Here is an 18,283-nt window from a genome sequence, read left to right on the forward strand (position 1 = left end):
CGGCAGCAGACGGCGCATTGTGTCGTGGCCGGCAGCCGAGCGCACGGCATGCGATGCCCCGGCGCTGAAGGCCGCCGACATCGGTGTCGCCATGGGCGGGCGCGGCACCGACGTGGCGCGCGAGGCGGCCACTCTCGTGCTGCTCGACGACGACTTCACTTCGCTGGTGGACAGCGTCCGCTCGGGCCGCCGTATCATCGACAACCTCCGCAAGGCGCTCGCATACATCCTCGCGGTGCACGTGCCGATCGTCGGTCTCACCTTGATCCCCGTCTTTCTTGAATGGCCGCTCGTATTGCTGCCGATCCACATCGCGTTCCTGCACCTCGTGATCGACCCGGCTTGCTCCGTCGTCTTCGAGGCCGAGCCGGAGGAGTCCGATGTGATGACCCGTCCGCCGCGGGACCCGCGGGCGCCGCTCTTCGATCGCCGCTCCATCGCCCTCAGCCTGGTTCAGGGGGCGATCGTGATGCTCGTCGTCGTCGCGGTCTACGGGCTCGCGTTGAGTCGTGGGCGCGGAGGAGCCGACGCCAGGGGACTGACGTTCACCACCTTCATGGTGGCCAACCTCGGCCTCATCTTCACCAATCGTACGTGGTCTCGGGTGCGGACCGCGACCAGGGGTCGAAATGCTGCGCTCTGGTGGGTGACCGGCGGCGCGGTCGTCTTCCTCGCGCTCGTCCTTTACGTGCCGGGCCTGCGGGAGCTGTTCCGGTTCGCCCCCCTGCGACCGCGCGACATCCTCTTCTGCATCGGCGCGGGCGTCCTGAGCGTGTCGTGGTTCGAAGCCTTCAAGGCCATCCGGCCGCGTGAGAGGCACGGGGTCGCTGCGGTCGCACCCGATGAACGACGGGCTCCGGCGAGCGAAACCTTGCTCCGCGGGGAGGCAGCCCCGACAGAACGGCCCTCCGCTGGCGTGGTCCGAAAAGCCAGCCCATGAAATGCCGCATGCTCCGATACCCTCACTCTCTGGCGCTCCAGCTCTTCGGAATCGCTCACCAGATCGCCGGTGCGATCGCCGAGGGCAGCATCGACGACCAAAGCTTCTTGCCGGGTCGGCTGACTCGCAGTCAACTGGCCGAGGGGCTAGCCAGCCACCTGCTCACGGTTCGCCCAATTCCAGGGGAGGCGATCATCTACATGCAGGTCGAGAGCCGCCCGAACGCGGAAGCGTGGCGCGTCAAGCTGCCGTTCTGGACGGTGGAGGAAGGCGGTCGCAGCGACCTGTGCCTGTGTTTACACATCCGTCGCCAGGGCGCGGAGCTGGTCGGTCAGATCGAGGACGTTCATCCCTCCACGCAGTCGCTGGCGACCGCGTAACCGCCAGAGTCCAGCGAACCGCGCCTTCGGGCGCTCGTGCCCCCATTCTGCAGAACATGCGCCGGAGGTCCGGTATCTCGATGCTGCCGTTATCCAATGGCCTGACGATGCGAGGCAGCGCCGCCTGCGCCACGGCGCTGGCGACGCTCCGGAACCCCGCCTACGCTTTGGCCATGCGTGTTTGGCTCATCGCCCCCATGCTCCTCGTGCTGCTCGCCTGCACCGAGCACGACCGACGTTGTGCGCACGCGCGGGACGTCATGCTGACGCTGTGGGAGCAATCGCTGAGGGATACGCTGCCCGGACAGGACGAGGCCGAGCTGCGCCGCGCGCTCGCACACGCCGGCGAGCGTTTCATGGCGCAGTGCCGCTCGCTGCCGCTCGAGAGCCAAGCTTGCATCGACCGCATCGACGAACTCGGTACCGTGGAACGCGAGCGCCGTGCAGCCGTCGAGCGCTGCCCGAGACAGGCGGACGGCCGGCCCGAGTCGAAATGCGTCCAGGCTGCGCGCGACCGGGCGGACCTGCGGACCGCCGACTGCCAGCTCGCGCTCGGGGCGATGTTCACCACGATCCTCGAGCCTTGACAGGCTCAGCGCGACCGCCCGAGAGCAAGACCCGAGAGAGCGGGCCTCTATGCCGACATGCTGAGTTCTGGTGGCCGCGAGTCGCTATTGCTAGATCGCCTCGCGGCCGTGACTCGACCGAGCGGACGAGCCACGGCCGTACGACCGGCCGGTTGCCGTCACAACGATGCCCGCTACACCCAAAAAGGAGCGCCGTGGCCGAGCTTGCCGACGCAGCCGACTGGCGCGAAGGACAGAGTATGCAGACGATGGTCACAGCAGCCTCGACGTTCCTCGTCTCGTTCCTCACCATGGACGGCGAGCCGGCGACCGAATCGGCGCGAGCCGGGCTCACTGCGGTCGAGTCGCTCGGCAAGCACCTCTTTTTCGACGAATCGCTTTCGATCGGGAGCAATCAAGCGTGCGCGGCGTGCCATGGCCGCGATGTCGGCTGGACCGGGCCCGTCGAGGACATCGACGCCCACGGCGCCGTCTACGAGGGTTCGGTTCCGGGGCGCTTCGGCCCGCGAAAGCCGCCGAGTAGCGCATACGCGTCGTTCAGCCCGCCGCTGCACCGCCCCCCCTGCGGGCGAGTTCGTCGGGGGCAACTTCGGGGACGGCCGGGCGACCGGCGAGAAGCTCGGCAATCCGGCAGCCGATCAGGCGCAGGGGCCTTTCCTCAACCCGGTGGAGCAGGCGCTCCCCGACGCGGCCGCGCTCGTGACGCGGGTGTGCAGCCTGAAATCAGAGTACTGGTTGCTGCTGCGCTTCGTGTGGGGCCTCGCCGTCTGTGACGACGTCGACGCCGCATTCGCAGCGATCGCGCGGTCGATCGCCCGCTACGAGGCTTCGCGCGAGATGAGCCCGTTCAGCTCGAAGTTCGACCGGTACCTCTCGGGAGAGACCGAACTCACCGACCAGGAGCAGAGGGGCCTGGCGCTGTTCAAAGGCGAGGCCAAATGCAAAAACTGCCACGCGATCGCCGGTGCGGACCAGGGCGGCCCGCCGCTCTTCACCGACTTCACGTTCGCCAACATCGGTGCACCGCGTAATCCGGAGAACCCATATTACGATCAGCCGCCCGCCATCAATCCGCTCGGCAAGGCGTACGTCGATCTCGGCCTGGGTGGCTTCCTCGCCACCCGCCCGGAGTACGCCGAATATGCAACGGTCAACGAGGGTAAGCATCGGGTGCCGACCCTGCGCAACGTCGACCGCCGGCCACGGCCCTCGTTCACCAAGGCGTACGGACACAATGGGTACTTCAAGAGCCTGGAGGAGCTGGTCCACTTCTACAACACGCGCGCTGTCCTGCCCCAGTGTGCGGCGAACGACCCCGGAGAGAGAGTTACGTGTTGGCCTGCGCCCGAGGTGCCGCGCAACCTCGATGTCGACGTCGGCGATCTCGGACTCACGCCGGCCCAGGAGGAAGATGTCGTCGCGTTCTTGCGCACGCTGACGGACAGGTGAATCCGGCCCCGCGCGCGCCCGGCGAGCCGAGGGTCCTCGGGCCAAGCACCCCGCGCGGGGTTCGCCGGCTCGTCGTCCGCCGAGGTCACGCGCGTGCCCGCCGACGCTGGCTGAGCCTCACAGGGGTCCCACGCGACGCCATCCGGCAACCGGCGACCTCCACCGGCTCGCGATCAGGGCGGCGATGAGTCGGCTGCGGCCTCTTTGCGCAGCTTGGACCAGACGCGCAGGAGCTCCGCGCTGCGCGGGTCGAGGCTGCCGCGGGCGCGCACCGCCGCCTCGACCACGAGCATGCGCGCCGTCAGGGCCGGCTGCACGTCGACAGACCGGAGGTCGCGCAACGTATTGGCCGCCGCCTCGATGAAGTCGACCGGCGCGACCTCCTCCATGAATGTGAGCACCGGCTCGACCGACTCCGCCTTGGGCACCGCGCCGATCATCTCGAGGAACGTGACCACCTTCCAGCGCGGCCACAGATCGCCGAACTTGAGGATCACCTCCCAGCACAGCGGCAAGATCGCCGGTCCGTAGACTCTGCGGGCGTTCATGGCGTACTGGGTCCAGATCCGCGAGATGCCGGTGACTCGCTTGCCCTCGGCCTCGACGTTGACCTGGTCGAGCTCCGCGAGCACCTGACGATACAGCGCCGCGTGCTCGCTCCAGCCGCGGACGATCGCCGCCAGTGTCCGCCACAGCCAGTCGGGGTCGCCCGCGAACGCCGGCAGGTAGGTCATCACCGCTGTCTGGTCGACGAGCACCCGGTCGCGCTGGTGCGCGTAGTCCTCGCCGTGAAGTCTTCGAAGCGCCGTGAACTCTGGCCAATGCTGCGTCATACCTGCTGCTCCCACCACCAGCGATCGACCGGTGGCTCCCGCTTGCTGTTCGTCCCGCAGTGGATCTCCCCCGAATTGACGTGATACGTGAAGAAGTCGTCGACGAATTCGAGGTCGACCCCGGTCAGTCCCGGCGGCCCGAGCGCCGCGCGGATGTGGCTCTCGAACTGGCACACCCCGTCGATCATCGGCCCGAACGGCTTGGGGATCACGAGCCGCACCGTCTTGTCGGGTTTCGTCAATACCAGCATATTGACCACCCCTGGCGTATAGGCGATGAAATACGTTCGGTCCAGCATGAACAGCACCGGCAGCGGGATTATCTCGGATTCGGCGAGGTCGAGCTCTTCCATGAGCTTGGCCTTGACGCCGTCGAGGTACTCCTGCACGATCACCTGCACGTCCATGAACGTCGCGTCGTCGAGCATCGCGTCGACTGTGCGCAGCGGGTAGTTGTCGTACAGCTCCTGCGGCGTCGCGTCGGTCGGCGGCCGATCGGCCCGCGGCGGCGGCGGCGTGAGCTGCAGCAGCGGCGTGGCGCCCTGCCGCGCCGCCCTCATTCGGCGCAGGATCGTCAACGCTTCGTTCGGGCTGGCGAGCGCGACCTTGAACTTCTTGGGCGCGTTCTTCATCGGCACGAACGTCATCACTTCGTCGACGTGGCCGACCTCGAGCCACCCGGTGTCGAGCGTGAACGGCTCCTGGACCTGCTGCGCGCGCAGGAAATCGACGACATCGGGCTGCATGTTGCGTCGGGCGCCGCCGTCGACGTGCTCGCCGTAGACCAGGCGCCCGAACTTGTACTCCTTGCCGCGACGGCTGTGGGTAAACGGCGGCGAACACTCGAGGTTGCCGAACGAATCGAGGGTACCGCCAATGCCCGGGGGCATCGCCTGGACCCACCCGAAGCCGGGCTCGAGCATCCGCTCGCGCGGGTAGCGGTCGATGGTCCCCCACCTCATCTCGCTGCGATTGTTGGCGGTGCGCAGCACGACGGGCAGGTGGCGCGCCGCCGGGGGGCCGGTCCGCGGCAGGCTCGAGAACCCGAGCTCCATCGCGTCCTGCAACCAGCGATCCCTGCCGTGCGGCGGCGGTGCGACCTCCGGGGCGGGCAACCCGGCGGCGGCGACCTGGGCCGCGAGGTCGCGGCGAAACTCCGCGTTGTCGATCGCCTCGCCGACGTACACCCGCGTGGTCGGGTCGAGGTGGTTGAACGCGATCCACGGCGCGACCCGCATCCGGACCTGCTCCTCGTACGTCCCGGAGCCGCCTCGCTCGATCCGCAGCTTGATCACGACCTCGCCCGTGAAGCTGCCCTGAGCGTACATCACCGCCTCGACCCCGAGCTCCTTCTCGGTGAAGTTCAGGTCCGTCAGCGGCCAGCTCAGCACCGCCGCGGTGCCGCCCTGGGCCGGGTCGCCGACCCCCGCGCCGAGCACCTGCGCGGCCCCGCTGCTGCGGCTGGCGAACACCCGCAAGCGCGGGGCATCTTCGGCCGAGACCTCGAGGAACCCGCGCCACGAGCCCGGCGCCGGCGGGTGCCCGGCCGCGCGCCGGATCACCAGCGGGGCGATGTCGTCGGGATCGGGCGCCGTGTTGATCTGCGCGTCCTCGTTGTCGCAGCAGTGCTGCCGATCCTCGTCGTCGTTGTTGCAAAGGATGATCGCGCCCTTGCTGCCGGGGCCCCACGCCCAGCGGTCGTTGTGGCTGCGATCGTCGTCGACGACGCCGTCGCGGTCGGCGTCGACGTGCAGGTGATACTCGACCAGGCACGCCTCCATCGTATTACCCGGGCGGGTCGCCGCCGTCGGCCCGCGCTCGCTCTCTCCCCGCTGGACTCCGCCACCTAATCCCATCACTCCTCCTCTGCCCAGAAGCGATCGAGGCACCCGATCGCCCCGCGCAGCAGTGCTTCGATCCGCGTCCGCTCGTTCGTGTCCCCGACCTCGGCGAGCGCCCGCCTGGCCCACATGAACTGCGGATCGCCATGAAGATCGCCGCCGAAGATCACCGCGAGGCCGACGAACAGCGCCTGCCCGCGCTCGCTGATCAGCGCGAAGCTCCGCGCCTTCGCCAGCGCCTGTTCGACCGTCCGGACCAGCGCCGGCTCGCCGATGGCCTCGCACTTGGCCGGGAACACCCGGCGGAGCAGCGCCACCAGCCGGGCCCGCAGGTCGAGCCCCGCCTCGTCGCTCAGCGTGCGCTCGGGCTGCGCGAACTGCTGCAGCTCGGCCGCCGCCCGACCCGGCTGCGAGCGCCCGGCGGCGTCGAGGTCGTCGCTGGCCGTGCGGTCGAGGAAGCGCCAGGCGGCGTCGCGGAGCCGGTCGAGGCGCGCGAACTCGCCGTCGCCCGCGCGCAGCGGCTCCACCGCCCACGCGTGCTGTGGGTCGGTGTCGAAGCCGGCGCCGAACATCAGCATCAGCTCGATGTAAATTCGCGTGCCGCGCTCGGAGACCAGCCCGTACGTCTCGGCTCGCGTGCAGCCGACGACGATCAGCTCGCCGAGCTCGGGATCGCCGACGATCCGCAGGTGCCGCGGGCTGAACCGCTTGAGGTGCGCCAGCATGCGCGCCTCGAAGTCGGCGAGCGCCGCGCGCTCGAACGCCCCCAGTTGTGTGGCGCTGATCTTCAGCATCGCGGACTCACTCGATCACGCCCATCCGCAGGCCGTGAGTGGCTCGTTCGAACAGGACCGCGTCGACCGCTCTTCGCAGCTCCGATCTCTGCTCGGGCGTCATCACCTCGGCGAAGGTGCATAGCACCCGTGGGTCGTAGAAACGAAAGAACCTCGGCTTTGCCTCGCCCTCGACTTCGACCTTGAGGAATTGGCGAAAGTGGCGGCGGACCTTCTCGAAGCCGGCGCTGCTCTCCACATAAACACCCCAGGCGTCGCCCCAGCCCTCGGTGACGAGGCGCCGCAGCAGCCCCGAGCTCGGTTGCAGGTGGACGAGGTAGGGAGCGATGTCGTCGAAGGCGCGGCCCTGTTCGCCGTCGTAGAGGGAGGCGTAGGGGTCGATGCTCTCCTCGACGAGCTGGAGGGCGCGTTCGGAGCGGGCGGCGTCGATGATGGCGTAGAGGTTGCCGGAGCCGCAGCGGCGCGCGAGCTCGGTGAGGGCGTCGAGGGCGGCGGCGGCGGCGTCGATGGGTTCGGGGGGCGGGGTATGGTCCTCGACGAGGAAGCGATAGGCCGTGCGGACGGCGGTCATCCAGCCGCGGTTGGCCATCTCGCCATACCATGTGGCCACACCATTGATAGCAAGGCGGTGCGTACCCTCGGCCTGGACGTGGGCGCTGACGCCGTCCCATACGATCTGAAAGTGCGGTGACCCGGCGGTGTCGCCATGGACGACAAAGTCGGCCTGAGCGCTGCCGACGGTGCGCGGGACGCCGAGGTCGAGCACGAGCTTGCGGTAGGTCTCGCGCCCGGACCACACCTGCAAGACGCCGCGGCGACGCACGGACGGACCGTGCGGCAATTGCGGGTAGCGGCGAAATGTGTAGTCGATCTCCTCGAGCTGGTCGGCGTATTCGGGGTCGATGTCTTCGAGGTTGCGAGCCGCGAGCGGGCCGAGGGTGGTGCGCATGCGATCTTCCTCGTGAGGCACGCGGCCCTGTTTGGTCTGCTCGGCGATGAACTGGAGCTGTGCCTCGATCTGCCCGAGCAGCGGCCAGCGCGAGGGGTCGAGCGTGCGGGTGCGGCGGCGGGCCTCGACGAGCACCTGGGCGAAGGCGTCGCGCGACAGAATCCGCATCATGTCGGCCATGGTGTCGCCTCAGACGTTGCGGCTGGAGAGGTGGAAGAGCCGCGGGACGTACACCTGCGTGCCGCCGCCCTGGCACGTGATCTGCTCACCGCGATCCGTGGCGGTGCTCGGGAAGGTCCAGGTGTCGATCACGGAGGCGGCGGTGCTCTTGAGGCCGAACGCAGGGGCTTCGCCGTACTCGACGGTTCGTCTGTCTCTTGAGACACGTGTGCCGTCGGGCCCGGAGACGATCGCGGAGGTGCCGAGCTGCTCCGGCGTCAGGTCCGGATCGAGCGCGAAGTACTCGCCGTTGACCCCACCCGGGTAGCCGCGCTGGTGAAGCGTCCGGGCGGCGACCGCGATCACCTCGACGGGCTGCGAGAGGTCGATCGCGCGGATGTGCGAGGTCAGCCTGCTCGGCTTGAACTTCTCGCCGGCGTGGGCGGCGTAGAACTGATAGGCGACGGCGACTCTGGCGGCGACCCGTTCGGCGTCGAGCCCATCGTTCAGGTTGGGCTGGGCGGCGAGCCCCTGCTTGTTGAGCAGCGAGCTCGCCAGCAGATCGCGACCGAGCTCGGCGCCGGACGGAGGTCGGTCGTCGTCGAGGGTCGCGGTGTCGGGGTCGGGCGGGACGACCTCGGCGGAATCGTCGTGCTGGTCCATCTCCTGGCGCTTGCGCTCGCATTCCTCGCAGAAGGGGGTGCCGCGCCGGGCGGCGCCGCGGAAGGTGAAGGCCTGGGTGGAGTCGCCGATCACGACCGTCGGGCAGCCGGCGACGATCAGGTCGCCAGAAACGTGAGAACCAGGATCCGATCTGCGGGCAGCGGGACGACTGTTGATCAGCACGGTCGACGAGCCCTGCCTGATCCTGTCGGTCGGACCGACCGGAAAGCAAACGACGCTGTCCCCCTGGCGCGCGGCGGGCAAGAACCCGATGATCACGTTGGCGCTGCCGCTGAAGATCGGACCGCCGACGTGAGGGACGGGGCCGGGCTCGGCCTTCGGGCACACGTGGAAGTCGCTGATTCGAGCGGCGTCAGGCATGGATCCGGCGATCCTATCATAAGCCGGACGCGGCGACCCGAGACGCGTGCTGCGGCCGAATGTGGATGGCCGAGATCGCGCCGGGCGGAGGCGAACACCAGACGAGGCGAGGCTCAGGTGGGTATCGTGATACCCCAATTGACGGGCGCCGGCGATCGCGTGCATGCTCCGCGTTCGTCGGCGTGTCGACCTCGTTCTCACCGCAGATCGGCGAGCGCTTCGCCGGCCGCTATGAGCTCAAGTCGCCGCTCCGGAGCGAGGGCGCGGTGCGGGCGTTCCTGGCGCTCGATCACCATGCGGGCCTCGACGTCGCGCTGTTGCTGCTCGACCCGACGTGTGCGCACCCGAACGCTTGGGCTGCGTTCGCCCGGATCGTCGCCGCGGCGACGGCCAGTAAGATCGCGGGGCTGGTGCTGCCGCAGGGGGTCGCCAGCACGCCGCCAGCCCCGCCGTTCTGCCTGGCCGAGCCGCGGGTGTTCCGCGGGTTCGACAAATTGCGCGACCAGGGGCCGATGCCGTGGCGGCGCGCCCTGATGCTCGGCGAGCGCACGGCTGAGATCCTGCACGCGGCCCACGCAGCGACGGGCGTCGCTCACCGGATCCTGACGCCGTCGCGCTGCACGCTGACGATTCGCGATGACGTCAGGGTGATCGACTTCGGCGTGGCCGAGCTGGAGCTCGGCAGTCCGGACGAGGCCGGGTATCGCGCGCCGGAGCAGCGGCAAGGCGGCGGCGACTCGCGCAGCGACGCATATACGCTCGCGGTCATCCTGACCGAGCTGATCACGAATCAGAAGTCGGCCGGACAGACGCCTCCGCGGCTGCGCTCGCTCGCCGCGGTGCCGCAGCCGGTGGACGATTTCATGGCCAGGGCGTTGTCTCAGGATCCGGCGCAGCGGCCCGATCTCGCGGCGATGCGCGCCGGGCTCCGCGAGCTGCTGAGTGCCGCCGAGGCGACGACCGCGGCGGCTCCTCGGCCCAAGCCCAGACGCGATTTCTCCTCGCTCTCGATCCGCTCGGCGCCGCCGGGCGCGAGGGCGGCCCCGTCCGTGATGCCGTCGACGAAGCCGGGACCCGCAGTCGGAGTGGGCCCGGGTCTGGCGAATGTAGCGAGTCAGCCGGTACGGCCATCGTTACCCTCGATCGCGAAGGCTGCGGCTCCGCGGATGTCGAGCGCAGAGGTCTCGTTTCAGGCACCCGCGGCCTTCAAGACCGAGCTCCTCCCCCCCGCCCCGCCGACTGCGGCACCTGCGGCCTTCAAGACCGAGCTCCTCCCCCCGGTCTCATCGACTCCGGCACCTGCGCTCACTGACAGGACTGAGATCTTTCCTCCGGTCTCATCGACTCCGGCACCCCCGCTCACCGACAGGACCGAGATCTTTCCTCCGGTCTCATCGACTCCGTCCCCCCCGCTCACCGTCAGGACTGAGCTCCTCCCTCCGGTCCTGCGTTTGACGCCGGTGAATGGCGAGCGGACCGAGGTCGTGCGAGCGGACATCGCAATCGTTCGCGAAGAGCAGGCCGCACCCGAAAAATCGCTCCGAGGTTCGTTCGCGCTGGCCCAGGCGAAGGCGAGCGCAGCAGTCCTGGTGGCGAGCCCAGGAGCGGCTGCGGGCGCAGACCCGCCGACCGAGAATATCGCCGACCCACTGCCCCCCGTCGATACGACGCTGCTATTGCCGCCCGAACCGGCACGCCCGGTTCCGGCGGTCGAGCCGCCAGCTTTCGACCCGCTGCCTCCGGAACCGCAGGCTCGGTCTACCGCCGAGGTTCGACCACCGGCCGATCGGGTTCAGGCGACGCCGTCGGCGCGATCGCCGACGATCGCTAAGCCGGTGAAAAGTTCGTTCAAGTCGACGTGGATGTGGATCGGCGCCCTATGCCTCGCGGGGCTCGTCCTCGCAGCGCTGTGGCTGCTGATCACCTGAGCGCGACGGCTCGCCCCGAGCAGACGAGGGAGCGCCCGACTATGGGCGCAGGTTGGCGCGCATCGAGGGATTGCAATTCAAGCAATGATCGCGCCGGGGCCCGGCTCCAAGAATGTCGACACCATCGATTCGCGGCAGTCGCTCGTCCACGGCCGAACTGGCAGCAAAGAAAGCTACGACAACATCCTGCGCGTTCGAATAAGACTCGGCTGCGAGAATGCCCGCACTCATCTCCGGCACTCTCGCAGCGACCTCGTCTCCTGCGACGAGCACGGTCAGCCCGGGAGGCGCCCTCATGTCGAGAGGATCTGCAGGCGCCTCTACCGCGATGTGGAGTTGACGCGCATGATCCGCTCGAAGCCGGCCAGTCTTCATTTCGACCGCGACGCGGCCGCGTTTGCAGAAACACCGGAGAAGCCCTCTGGCGCGGAAGTGCACCCCCTCGCCAAAGCGCGCCCAAGGTAGCGTAGCTGCCCGTAGGGCGCGAGAGACCTGTAAACGCGACGTAAACCGGGGGTAATTCCGCGGCGGGGCCCGTTGCCGGGCTCCTGGGCGTTTGCTAGGTACGTACAACGAACGCATGGCTCTGCCTCGCTTCCTGGCGCCGCTCCTGACCGTCGTGCTTCTCGGCGCGGGCGGTTTTTATGCTTACCAGCGCTTCGCCGTCACCGAGGCGCCGGCGGTCGAGTACCGGACCCAGCCGGTCGAGCGCGCGCGCCTGACCGCGACGGTCACCGCCAGCGGCACGCTGTCGCCGGTCAAGACGGTCGCGGTCGGCAGCCAGGTGTCGGGGCGGATCGTCGAGCTGTTCGCCGACTTCAACTCCGAGGTCAAGAAGGGCGACGTGATCGCCCGCATCGATCCGAGCCTGTTCCAGTCGGACCTGATGAAGACCAAGGCCAGCTACAAGTCGTCGCAGGCCGCGGTGACGCGGGCGATCGCCGACCGCGAGAACGCGCGCATCAACCTCGACCGCGCCAAGCAGCTGCTCGCCGACAAGGTCGCGCCGCAGGCCGAGGTCGACGCCGCCGACGCCGCCTACAAGGTCGCCAAGGCCAGCGTGGAGTCGGCGCAGGCGGCCCTGGCGGTGTCCAAGGCGGCGATCGACACCGCCGACGTCAACCTGCTCTACACGACGATCCTCTCGCCGATCGACGGTGTCGTGATCTCGCGCGACGTGTCGGTCGGGCAGACGGTCGCGGCCTCGCTGTCGGCGCCGCAGCTGTTCTCGATCGCCGAGGACCTCAAGGCGATGGAGGTCCACACCAACGTGGCCGAGTCCGATGTCGGCGCGCTCAAGCAGGACATGAAGGTCCGCTTCACCGTCGACGCCTACCCCAACGAGCGCTTCTTCGGCACGGTGGCGCAGATCCGCAACTCGCCGCTGACGCTGCAGAACGTGGTCACCTACGACGCGGTGGTCCGCGTCGACAACGACTCGCTCAAGCTGCGCCCCGGCATGACCGCGAGCGTGACGTTCATCGTCGACGAGCGCCGCGACGCGCTGGCCGTCCCCAACGCGGCGCTCCGCTTCACCCCGTCCGACCCGAAGCTGGCCGCGCTGGCGCCGAAGTCGGCGGGCGGCGAGCGGGGGGGCAAACGCGGGGGCAAGCGCGGCGAGGACTCCGGCGAAGCCAAGGCCGAAGAGACCAAAACCGAAGACGCCAAGACGGAAGCCGTCGACGCCAAGGCCGATGTCGCGGACGCCAAGGCCGATACGAAGAGCGCCAAGGTCGATGCCAAGGGCGCCAAGCCCGACACCAAGGCCGACGCCAAGCCCGAGGACACCAAGGCTGCCGAGGCGCCGGCCGAGGACAGCAAGGGCGAGCGGCGGCGGCGTCGCGGGCAGAGCTCGGAGCTCGACAACAACCGCACCGTGTGGGCGCTCGTCGACGGCCAGCCGAAGCCGGTGCCGGTGCAGATCGGGATCAGCGACGGGGCGATGACGGAGATCGTCGGCGGCGAGCTGACCGAGGGCATGCTGGTGATCGTCGGCGCGACCGGGGGCGAGCCGGTGACGAAGGCGGCCACGGGGTCGCCGTTCAACACCATGGGCGGCGCGGGCGGTCGCGGCGGCGGCGGCGGCGGCGGCGGTCGTCGCGGCGGGTTCTGAACGGAGCAGGGCGATGTCCGAGCCGATCCTCGAGGCCGTCGATCTGGTCAAGACCTACACGATGGAGGACGTCGAGGTCCGGGCGCTGCGCGGCGTGTCGCTGGCGGTCCGGCCGGGCGAGTTCGTCGCCATCATGGGCACCTCCGGCTCCGGCAAGTCGACGATGATGAACATCCTCGGCTGCCTCGACCGCCCGACCTCCGGCAGCTACAAGCTGGCCGGCAAAGAGGTGTCGAAGCTCGGGCGCGGCGACCTGGCGACGGTCCGCAACAAGGTGCTCGGCTTCGTGTTCCAGAGCTTCAACCTGCTGGCCCGCACCAGCGCGCAGGAGAACGTCGAGCTGCCGATGGTCTACGCCGGCATCGGCGGGGCCGAGCGGCGCGAGCGGGCGACCTTCTCGCTCGAGAAGGTCGGCCTCGGCAAGCGGCTCGACCACACGCCGGCGCAGCTGTCGGGCGGCCAGCAGCAGCGCGTCGCCATCGCCCGCGCGATCGTCAACCGGCCCAAGGTGATCCTCGCCGACGAGCCGACCGGCAACCTCGACTCGCGCACCAGCCTCGAGATCATGGCGCTGTTCCAGGAGCTCGGCCGCTCGGGCATCACCATCGTGCTCGTCACCCACGAGCCCGACATCGCCGAGTTCACCAGCCGCGTGGTGATGATGCGCGACGGCAAGATCCTGTCGGACGTCGCGCAGGCGCCGGTCGACGCCCGCACGGCGCTGGCCAACTTCCAGGAGGGGGACGCATGAACCTCTTCAGCACGTTCCGCGTGGCCTTGCTGGCGCTCTTGCTCAACAAGATGCGCTCGTTCTTGACGGTGCTCGGCATCATCATCGGCGTGGGCTCCGTGATCGCGATGGTGGCGATCGGCGAGGGCGCCAAGGCCGAGGTCCAGCGCGCGTTCGACAAGATGGGCACCAACCTGCTGGTGATCCGCTCCGGGTCGGCGCAGACCAGCGGCGTGCGCGGCGGGGCCGGCTCGCAGCCGACGCTGCTGTGGACCGACGTCGACGCGATCCGCAAGGAGACGCTGTACGTCACCAAGGTCGCGCCGAGCCTGCGCCAGAGCGTGCAGATCCTCGGCGAGGGTAAGAACTGGACCACCTCGGCCGAGGGCACCTCGCCGGAGTACTTCGAGATCCGCAACTGGACCTTCCAGTACGGCGGGCCCTTCAACGAGCAGGACGTCGCCACCAAGGCCAAGGTCGCGGTGCTCGGCGGCACCGTGGTCGACAACCTGTTCGGCAACCCGGCCGACGCCGTCGGCGCGACGGTGCGGATCAACAACGTCCCGTACGAGGTCATCGGCGTGCTGGCGCGCAAGGGCCAGGCGGCCACCGGCCAGGACGCCGACGACGTGGTGATGGTCCCGGCCGGCACGTTCGCGGCCAAGGTCCAGGGCGGCCTGCGGCAGTACCTCGGCGGCAGCATCTACGTCGGCGCGGCCTCGGCCGACGACACCCGCCGGGCCCAGGCCGAGATCACGACGCTGCTGCGCGAGCGCCACAAGCTGCGCGACGACGAGCCCGACGACTTCTCCGTCAGCAGCCTGGCCGAGGCGGCCAGCGCCCGCCAGGAGGGCACCGAGACGATGACGCGCCTGCTGGCCGGCATCGCCCTCGTCAGCCTGCTGGTCGGCGGCATCGGCATCATGAACATCATGCTGGTCAGCGTGACCGAGCGGACGCGGGAGATCGGGCTGCGCATGGCGATCGGCGCCCGCCCGGGCGACATCCGGATCCAGTTCGTGATCGAGGCGGTGGTGCTGGCCTCGGTCGGCGGCCTCCTCGGCGTCGCGCTCGGCTTCGGGGTCGCCACCTACCTGTCGACGGAGTTCGGCTGGGCGACCAAGATCGACCCGCAGATCGTCGCCCTCGCGCTCGGCAGCAGCGCGCTGGTCGGCGTCGGCTTCGGCCTGTACCCGGCGCACAAGGCCTCGCGCCTCGACCCGATCCAGGCGCTGCGCTACGAGTGACATGTCCCCGGGGACATGTCCTCGGGGCCATCGTGCGAAAACGTCCCCGCCCCGCCCGCGAGCTGCGGGCGCGCGCCGGGGCCGTCGGGTATAGTCGGGGCTGATGCCCGTCGCCCCGCCGAACGACCTCGATCAGATGTTGCAGGTGCTCGCCGACGGCGGCGAGCAGGCCCGCGAGCACCTGCTCGACCACCTGCGCGTGCTGGTGTCGCAGGGCTCGCCGGCGGCGTTCTCGCTGCGCGCGGCGCTGATCAAGATCCTGTCCGCCGACACGGCCGGGCGCGTCGACGACGAGGAGCACCCGGGCTCGTGGACCCGCTCGTGGCAGATGTCGGCGCTGGTGGTGGTCGCTGGCGACGACGCCGAGGCGCGCGCGCTGATGGACGCGGCCAGCGACCGCGCGCGCGAGCCCAACCGGTGGGTCCGCTACTGGACGATCGTCACCGCCAACGAGCGCAAGGAGCACCACGCGTGGACCCTGGCGCGCGCGCGCGCCCTGGCCGAGGACACCGGCGAGCGCCTGCAGCTGCGCTGCCTCGCCTGGGCGCTGCTGGCGGCCGACCACGAGGACCGCGACGCGGTCGCGGCGCTGCTGTGGTGCATCGACGGCGCGCCGCAGCCGGTGCCGGCGGGCAACCGCTACCTGGTCGAAGGGCCAGTCGACCCGACGCACGCCCAGAGCGCCGCGCTGCGGGCGCTGCGGGCCACGCCGCTGGCGCAGGCGTTCGACCACGTGCAGGCGATCGTCGACGCCGCGCCGTTCGCCTCGTACACGTGGGACGCGGTGTCGGTGATGGCCCGCTTCGGCGGCACCTCGCGCGCGGCCGAGGCCTCGCACACGCTGGCGCGCTTCGTCGTCACCAACCGGCGCCGGCGCGAGTACTACGACATGGTCGGCCTGGCGGTGCGGGCGATCGGCCGCCTCGGCATCGCCCAGACCGACCTGCTGATGGCCGAGCTCGACAGCGCCAGCCCCGGCGTCGCCTTCGAGGCCGCCGGCGCGCTCGAGCTGCTGCTCACCACCTCGCGCGCGGTCGAGCGGATCCTCGACGTCGCCACCGCCAGCAGCGACCGCGACGACAAGCTGGCGTCGGCGCTGCGCAGCATGCAGCGCGCGGCGGTGGTCGAGACGCTGGCGGCCGGGCTGCGCTGCGGCAACATGACCCGCGAGACGGCCGCGCGCCGGCTGCTGATCGAGCTCGGCGGGTCGGTGGCGATCGACCGCCTGCAGATCCGCCACCAGGACCTCGAGAGCCGGCGCAAGGTGGTGGCCGACCTCGACGACCGCCAGCGCGAGCACATCCGCTGGATCGCGCTCGGCGACGGCGTCGCCACCTGGATCTCGGTCGGCATGTGGATCGTGGTGTTCCTGGTCGGCGTCACCGCGATCTCGGGCGGCCTGCTGCTGACGTTCCGCGAGGGCTACGACGCGTTCCAGGCGCTCGTGCTGGCCGGCGCCGGGACCGTGTTCACCCTGCTCGGCAAGGTCGGCTTCCAGGGCCGCCTGGTCGAGGTCGCGGGCGCCCGCGCGGCCGCCCGCCTGGCGGTGTTCAACGGCTACCAGCGGCGCCTGCAGCAGGTCGACCTGGTGCTGGCGCAGCGCTTCATCGACGGCGTCCAGGTCAGCGCCGAGGACCTGCGCGAGCTGTCGTCGCTGGTCTCGACCGCGCAGACCGAGGCCCAGTCGTCGCTGCTGGCGCTGATCCCCAGCGACAAGGAGTCCGACGCGCTGCAGAAGCGGCTGGCCCAGGCCGTCCACTCGGCGGGCGGCGAGGCCTGAGGTCCCCGGGGACATGTCCATCACGCCATGTCGTCCAGGACATGCTCTCTTGAGCATGTCCTGGGGGACATGTCGTGATGGACACCTGCGAACAGGCGCCCATCCCCTGCGGAGAGCCGGGCCGGCGCGCTCAGTCGACCGCGACCACGCGCACGGGGATGCACTCCTCTTCTTCGTACTCGACCTCGACGGCGATGCAGGTCTCGCCGACCGACACGCCGACGAGCACGAAGTTGTGGGCCCCGGGCGTCGCCTCGGCCAGCAGGACGTCGCGGTCCTGGCTGACCAGCGCGAGCGCGTCCTTGTTGGTGAACTCGATGCGGGCGCTGCTCTCGATCGTCACGTGGACCGCGACGGCGATGCCGACCGGGACCTCGAGCTCGTCGCCGGTCAGGCGCACCGGCACAGGCGGCTGGCTGCGCACCTCGAAGGTCACCGTCTGGTAGCGCGGGCCGCAGGCGGCGAGCAGCCCGGCGGCGGCGAGGGTCATGAAGGCGGAGCGGATCACAGCGCACCTCCCGTCGTGTCGGAGGTCGAGTCCCCGGTGCTGGCGTCGGTCGTGCCGTCGCTCGTCGCGTCGGTCGTGCTCGCGTCGGTCGTGCTCGCGTCGGTCGTGCTTTCGTCGGTCGTGCTGTCGCTCGTCGCGTCGGTCGTGGTCAGCGGTGGTTCGCCCGACTCGACGGTGAGCGCCAGCTCGGCCACCAGGTCGCCGAGGCTCGCCTTGACGGTCGTGCTGCCGGCCGCGACGGCGCGCACGATCACGTGGCCGTCGCCGGTGCCGACCACCTCGACCACCCCGTCGTCGGCCACCTCGAAGGTGAACGCGAGCAGGCCGGCGAGCACGTAGCGGTCGGTGTCGCGGGCGATCGCCACCAGCTCCAGCTCGCTCCCGGCCGCCAGCGTGTACGCGTCGTAGTCGACGCGCTGGTGCTGGATCGCCAGCGTCGCCGGCCTCGTCGCGAACACGTGGATCAGGTCGCCGATGGCGCTGTCCGGCAGCAGCGCCAGGACGGCGGTGTGGCCGGCGGCCACGGCCGTGAAGATCCCCGCCTTCAGGCTCAGGCGCTCGGCGGCGCCGGTGCGGAGTTCGGGCGGCGGCCGCGAGAGATCTTCGTTCCAAGTGTAGTCGAGGGCGAAGCGGGCGCCCACGGCCACGCGGACCGGGAAGTCGCCGACCGACTCGCCGGTCGGACAGGCCGGATCGTCCGCGCCGATGCAGCGGAAATGGAACTCGCCGTTGCCGAGCTCGCCAGGGCCGGGCTGGGGGTCGTAGGGGGCATCGCTGCAGTCGTCGAGGCATCCACCGAGGGCGAGGAGCCCCGCCAGGAGCAGCGGGCGGGAGAAGGCACATGGTCTTGAGGACATAAACTTAAGAACAGGTCGTAAGGGCCAGATCGAGACGCAGACCGCGTCCGTCCTCGATCTTGACCGGACGGCGAGGCAGCCGCAAGGGAGACCGGGCGACCCCGACGCAGTCTTCAGGCGCGCATCGAGCGCGGGGCCGCTCGC

17 protein-coding genes and 1 pseudogene are annotated in these 18,283 nt (G+C 70.0%); 11 read left to right on the top strand and 7 right to left on the bottom strand.

Going from position 1 to position 18,283, the window contains the following annotated elements; genetic code table 11:
* Positions 1–19 precede the first annotated feature (19 nt).
* The 5 genes and pseudogenes from POL25_RS07240 (at position 20) to POL25_RS07260 (ending at position 3,356) form a co-directional block, all read left to right on the top strand.
* Positions 20–940, top strand: a complete 921-nt coding sequence (locus POL25_RS07240; RefSeq protein ID WP_272085171.1) for a cation transporting ATPase C-terminal domain-containing protein — start codon at positions 20–22, stop codon at positions 938–940.
* An 8-nt stretch (positions 941–948) separates the two neighbouring features.
* Positions 949–1,320, top strand: a complete 372-nt coding sequence (locus tag POL25_RS07245; protein ID WP_272085172.1) for a DUF7668 domain-containing protein — start codon at positions 949–951, stop codon at positions 1,318–1,320.
* 80 nt (positions 1,321–1,400) lie between these two features.
* Complete coding sequence (locus POL25_RS07250) at positions 1,401–1,907, top strand: hypothetical protein (RefSeq protein WP_272085173.1); 507 nt, start codon at positions 1,401–1,403, stop codon at positions 1,905–1,907.
* Between the two features lie 290 nt (positions 1,908–2,197).
* Positions 2,198–2,383, top strand: a pseudogene (locus POL25_RS44875) (cytochrome c peroxidase); the annotation flags it as partial.
* The gene (locus POL25_RS07260) at positions 2,331–3,356 is read left to right on the top strand and encodes a cytochrome-c peroxidase (protein WP_272085174.1); all 1,026 of its coding nucleotides are present in this window, start codon (positions 2,331–2,333) and stop codon (positions 3,354–3,356) included. The pseudogene POL25_RS44875 and the gene POL25_RS07260, both read left to right, overlap by 53 nt.
* 173 nt (positions 3,357–3,529) lie before the next feature.
* Here the strand turns inward: POL25_RS07260 and POL25_RS07265 are convergent, their stop codons facing one another.
* From POL25_RS07265 to POL25_RS07285, 5 genes are all read right to left on the bottom strand, one after another.
* Positions 3,530–4,189: a hypothetical protein gene (locus tag POL25_RS07265; protein WP_272085175.1), complete on the bottom strand. Its 660-nt coding sequence runs from the start codon at positions 4,187–4,189 to the stop codon at positions 3,530–3,532.
* Positions 4,186–5,970, bottom strand: a complete 1,785-nt coding sequence (locus tag POL25_RS07270) for a protein-arginine deiminase family protein (protein ID WP_272085176.1) — start codon at positions 5,968–5,970, stop codon at positions 4,186–4,188. The genes POL25_RS07265 and POL25_RS07270 overlap by 4 nt, the downstream gene beginning before the upstream one ends.
* 74 nt (positions 5,971–6,044) lie before the next feature.
* Positions 6,045–6,824, bottom strand: a complete 780-nt coding sequence (locus tag POL25_RS07275) for a hypothetical protein (RefSeq protein ID WP_272085177.1) — start codon at positions 6,822–6,824, stop codon at positions 6,045–6,047.
* A gap of 7 nt (positions 6,825–6,831) precedes the next feature.
* Positions 6,832–7,944, bottom strand: a complete 1,113-nt coding sequence (locus POL25_RS07280; protein ID WP_272085178.1) for an immunity protein Tsi6 family protein — start codon at positions 7,942–7,944, stop codon at positions 6,832–6,834.
* A gap of 18 nt (positions 7,945–7,962) precedes the next feature.
* A complete protein-coding gene (locus POL25_RS07285) occupies positions 7,963–8,976 on the bottom strand; it encodes a PAAR domain-containing protein (protein WP_272085179.1) in 1,014 nt (337 codons plus the stop codon).
* A gap of 182 nt (positions 8,977–9,158) precedes the next feature.
* On the opposite strand from POL25_RS07285, the gene POL25_RS07290 reads away from it, so the two are divergent.
* From POL25_RS07290 to POL25_RS07315, 6 genes are all read left to right on the top strand, one after another.
* Positions 9,159–10,904 (top strand): serine/threonine-protein kinase, encoded by a 1,746-nt coding sequence (locus tag POL25_RS07290; protein ID WP_272085180.1) that lies wholly within the window; start codon positions 9,159–9,161, stop codon positions 10,902–10,904.
* Positions 10,905–10,988: 84 nt separating this feature from the next.
* Complete coding sequence (locus tag POL25_RS07295) at positions 10,989–11,369, top strand: hypothetical protein (RefSeq protein ID WP_272085181.1); 381 nt, start codon at positions 10,989–10,991, stop codon at positions 11,367–11,369.
* A 115-nt stretch (positions 11,370–11,484) separates the two neighbouring features.
* Entirely contained in the window at positions 11,485–13,017 is a 1,533-nt protein-coding gene (locus POL25_RS07300; RefSeq protein ID WP_272085182.1) for an efflux RND transporter periplasmic adaptor subunit, read from the top strand.
* A 13-nt stretch (positions 13,018–13,030) separates the two neighbouring features.
* The gene (locus POL25_RS07305) at positions 13,031–13,768 is read left to right on the top strand and encodes an ABC transporter ATP-binding protein (RefSeq protein ID WP_272085183.1); all 738 of its coding nucleotides are present in this window, start codon (positions 13,031–13,033) and stop codon (positions 13,766–13,768) included.
* Complete coding sequence (locus POL25_RS07310; protein WP_272085184.1) at positions 13,765–14,994, top strand: ABC transporter permease; 1,230 nt, start codon at positions 13,765–13,767, stop codon at positions 14,992–14,994. Before POL25_RS07305 ends, POL25_RS07310 begins: the two co-directional genes overlap by 4 nt.
* 103 nt (positions 14,995–15,097) lie before the next feature.
* The gene (locus tag POL25_RS07315) at positions 15,098–16,774 is read left to right on the top strand and encodes a hypothetical protein (protein ID WP_272085185.1); all 1,677 of its coding nucleotides are present in this window, start codon (positions 15,098–15,100) and stop codon (positions 16,772–16,774) included.
* A gap of 130 nt (positions 16,775–16,904) precedes the next feature.
* On the opposite strand, the gene POL25_RS07320 is transcribed toward POL25_RS07315, so the two are convergent.
* Together POL25_RS07320 and POL25_RS07325 are read right to left on the bottom strand one after the other, a co-directional pair.
* Positions 16,905–17,282, bottom strand: coding sequence for a hypothetical protein (locus POL25_RS07320; protein WP_272085186.1), 378 nt, complete (start codon positions 17,280–17,282; stop codon positions 16,905–16,907).
* Positions 17,279–18,139 carry an Ig-like domain-containing protein gene (locus POL25_RS07325; RefSeq protein WP_272085187.1) on the bottom strand — a complete coding sequence of 287 codons (861 nt, stop codon included), beginning with the start codon at positions 18,137–18,139 and terminating at the stop codon, positions 17,279–17,281. The genes POL25_RS07320 and POL25_RS07325 overlap by 4 nt, the downstream gene beginning before the upstream one ends.
* Positions 18,140–18,283: the final 144 nt, after the last annotated feature.

Source organism: Nannocystis bainbridge, from assembly GCF_028368995.1.
Classification (GTDB): Bacteria; Myxococcota_A; Polyangia; order Nannocystales; family Nannocystaceae; genus Nannocystis; species Nannocystis bainbridge.

What these genes read in the sequence shown, in the direction of transcription:
- POL25_RS07245 (WP_272085172.1), top strand. Translation starts at nt 949, where the DNA reads ATGCTCCGATACCCTCACTCTCTGGCGCTCCAGCTCTTCGGAATCGCT.
- POL25_RS07275 (WP_272085177.1), bottom strand. Translation starts at nt 6,824, where the DNA reads ATGCTGAAGATCAGCGCCACACAACTGGGGGCGTTCGAGCGCGCGGCG.
- POL25_RS07260 (WP_272085174.1), top strand. Translation starts at nt 2,331, where the DNA reads ATGTCGGCTGGACCGGGCCCGTCGAGGACATCGACGCCCACGGCGCCG.
- POL25_RS07270 (WP_272085176.1), bottom strand. Translation starts at nt 5,970, where the DNA reads ATGGAGGCGTGCCTGGTCGAGTATCACCTGCACGTCGACGCCGACCGC.
- POL25_RS07325 (WP_272085187.1), bottom strand. Translation starts at nt 18,139, where the DNA reads ATGTCCTCAAGACCATGTGCCTTCTCCCGCCCGCTGCTCCTGGCGGGG.
- POL25_RS07305 (WP_272085183.1), top strand. Translation starts at nt 13,031, where the DNA reads ATGTCCGAGCCGATCCTCGAGGCCGTCGATCTGGTCAAGACCTACACG.
- POL25_RS07300 (WP_272085182.1), top strand. Translation starts at nt 11,485, where the DNA reads ATGGCTCTGCCTCGCTTCCTGGCGCCGCTCCTGACCGTCGTGCTTCTC.
- POL25_RS07310 (WP_272085184.1), top strand. Translation starts at nt 13,765, where the DNA reads ATGAACCTCTTCAGCACGTTCCGCGTGGCCTTGCTGGCGCTCTTGCTC.
- POL25_RS07295 (WP_272085181.1), top strand. Translation starts at nt 10,989, where the DNA reads ATGATCGCGCCGGGGCCCGGCTCCAAGAATGTCGACACCATCGATTCG.
- POL25_RS07315 (WP_272085185.1), top strand. Translation starts at nt 15,098, where the DNA reads ATGCCCGTCGCCCCGCCGAACGACCTCGATCAGATGTTGCAGGTGCTC.
- POL25_RS07285 (WP_272085179.1), bottom strand. Translation starts at nt 8,976, where the DNA reads ATGCCTGACGCCGCTCGAATCAGCGACTTCCACGTGTGCCCGAAGGCC.
- POL25_RS07265 (WP_272085175.1), bottom strand. Translation starts at nt 4,189, where the DNA reads ATGACGCAGCATTGGCCAGAGTTCACGGCGCTTCGAAGACTTCACGGC.
- POL25_RS07250 (WP_272085173.1), top strand. Translation starts at nt 1,401, where the DNA reads ATGCTGCCGTTATCCAATGGCCTGACGATGCGAGGCAGCGCCGCCTGC.
- POL25_RS07280 (WP_272085178.1), bottom strand. Translation starts at nt 7,944, where the DNA reads ATGATGCGGATTCTGTCGCGCGACGCCTTCGCCCAGGTGCTCGTCGAG.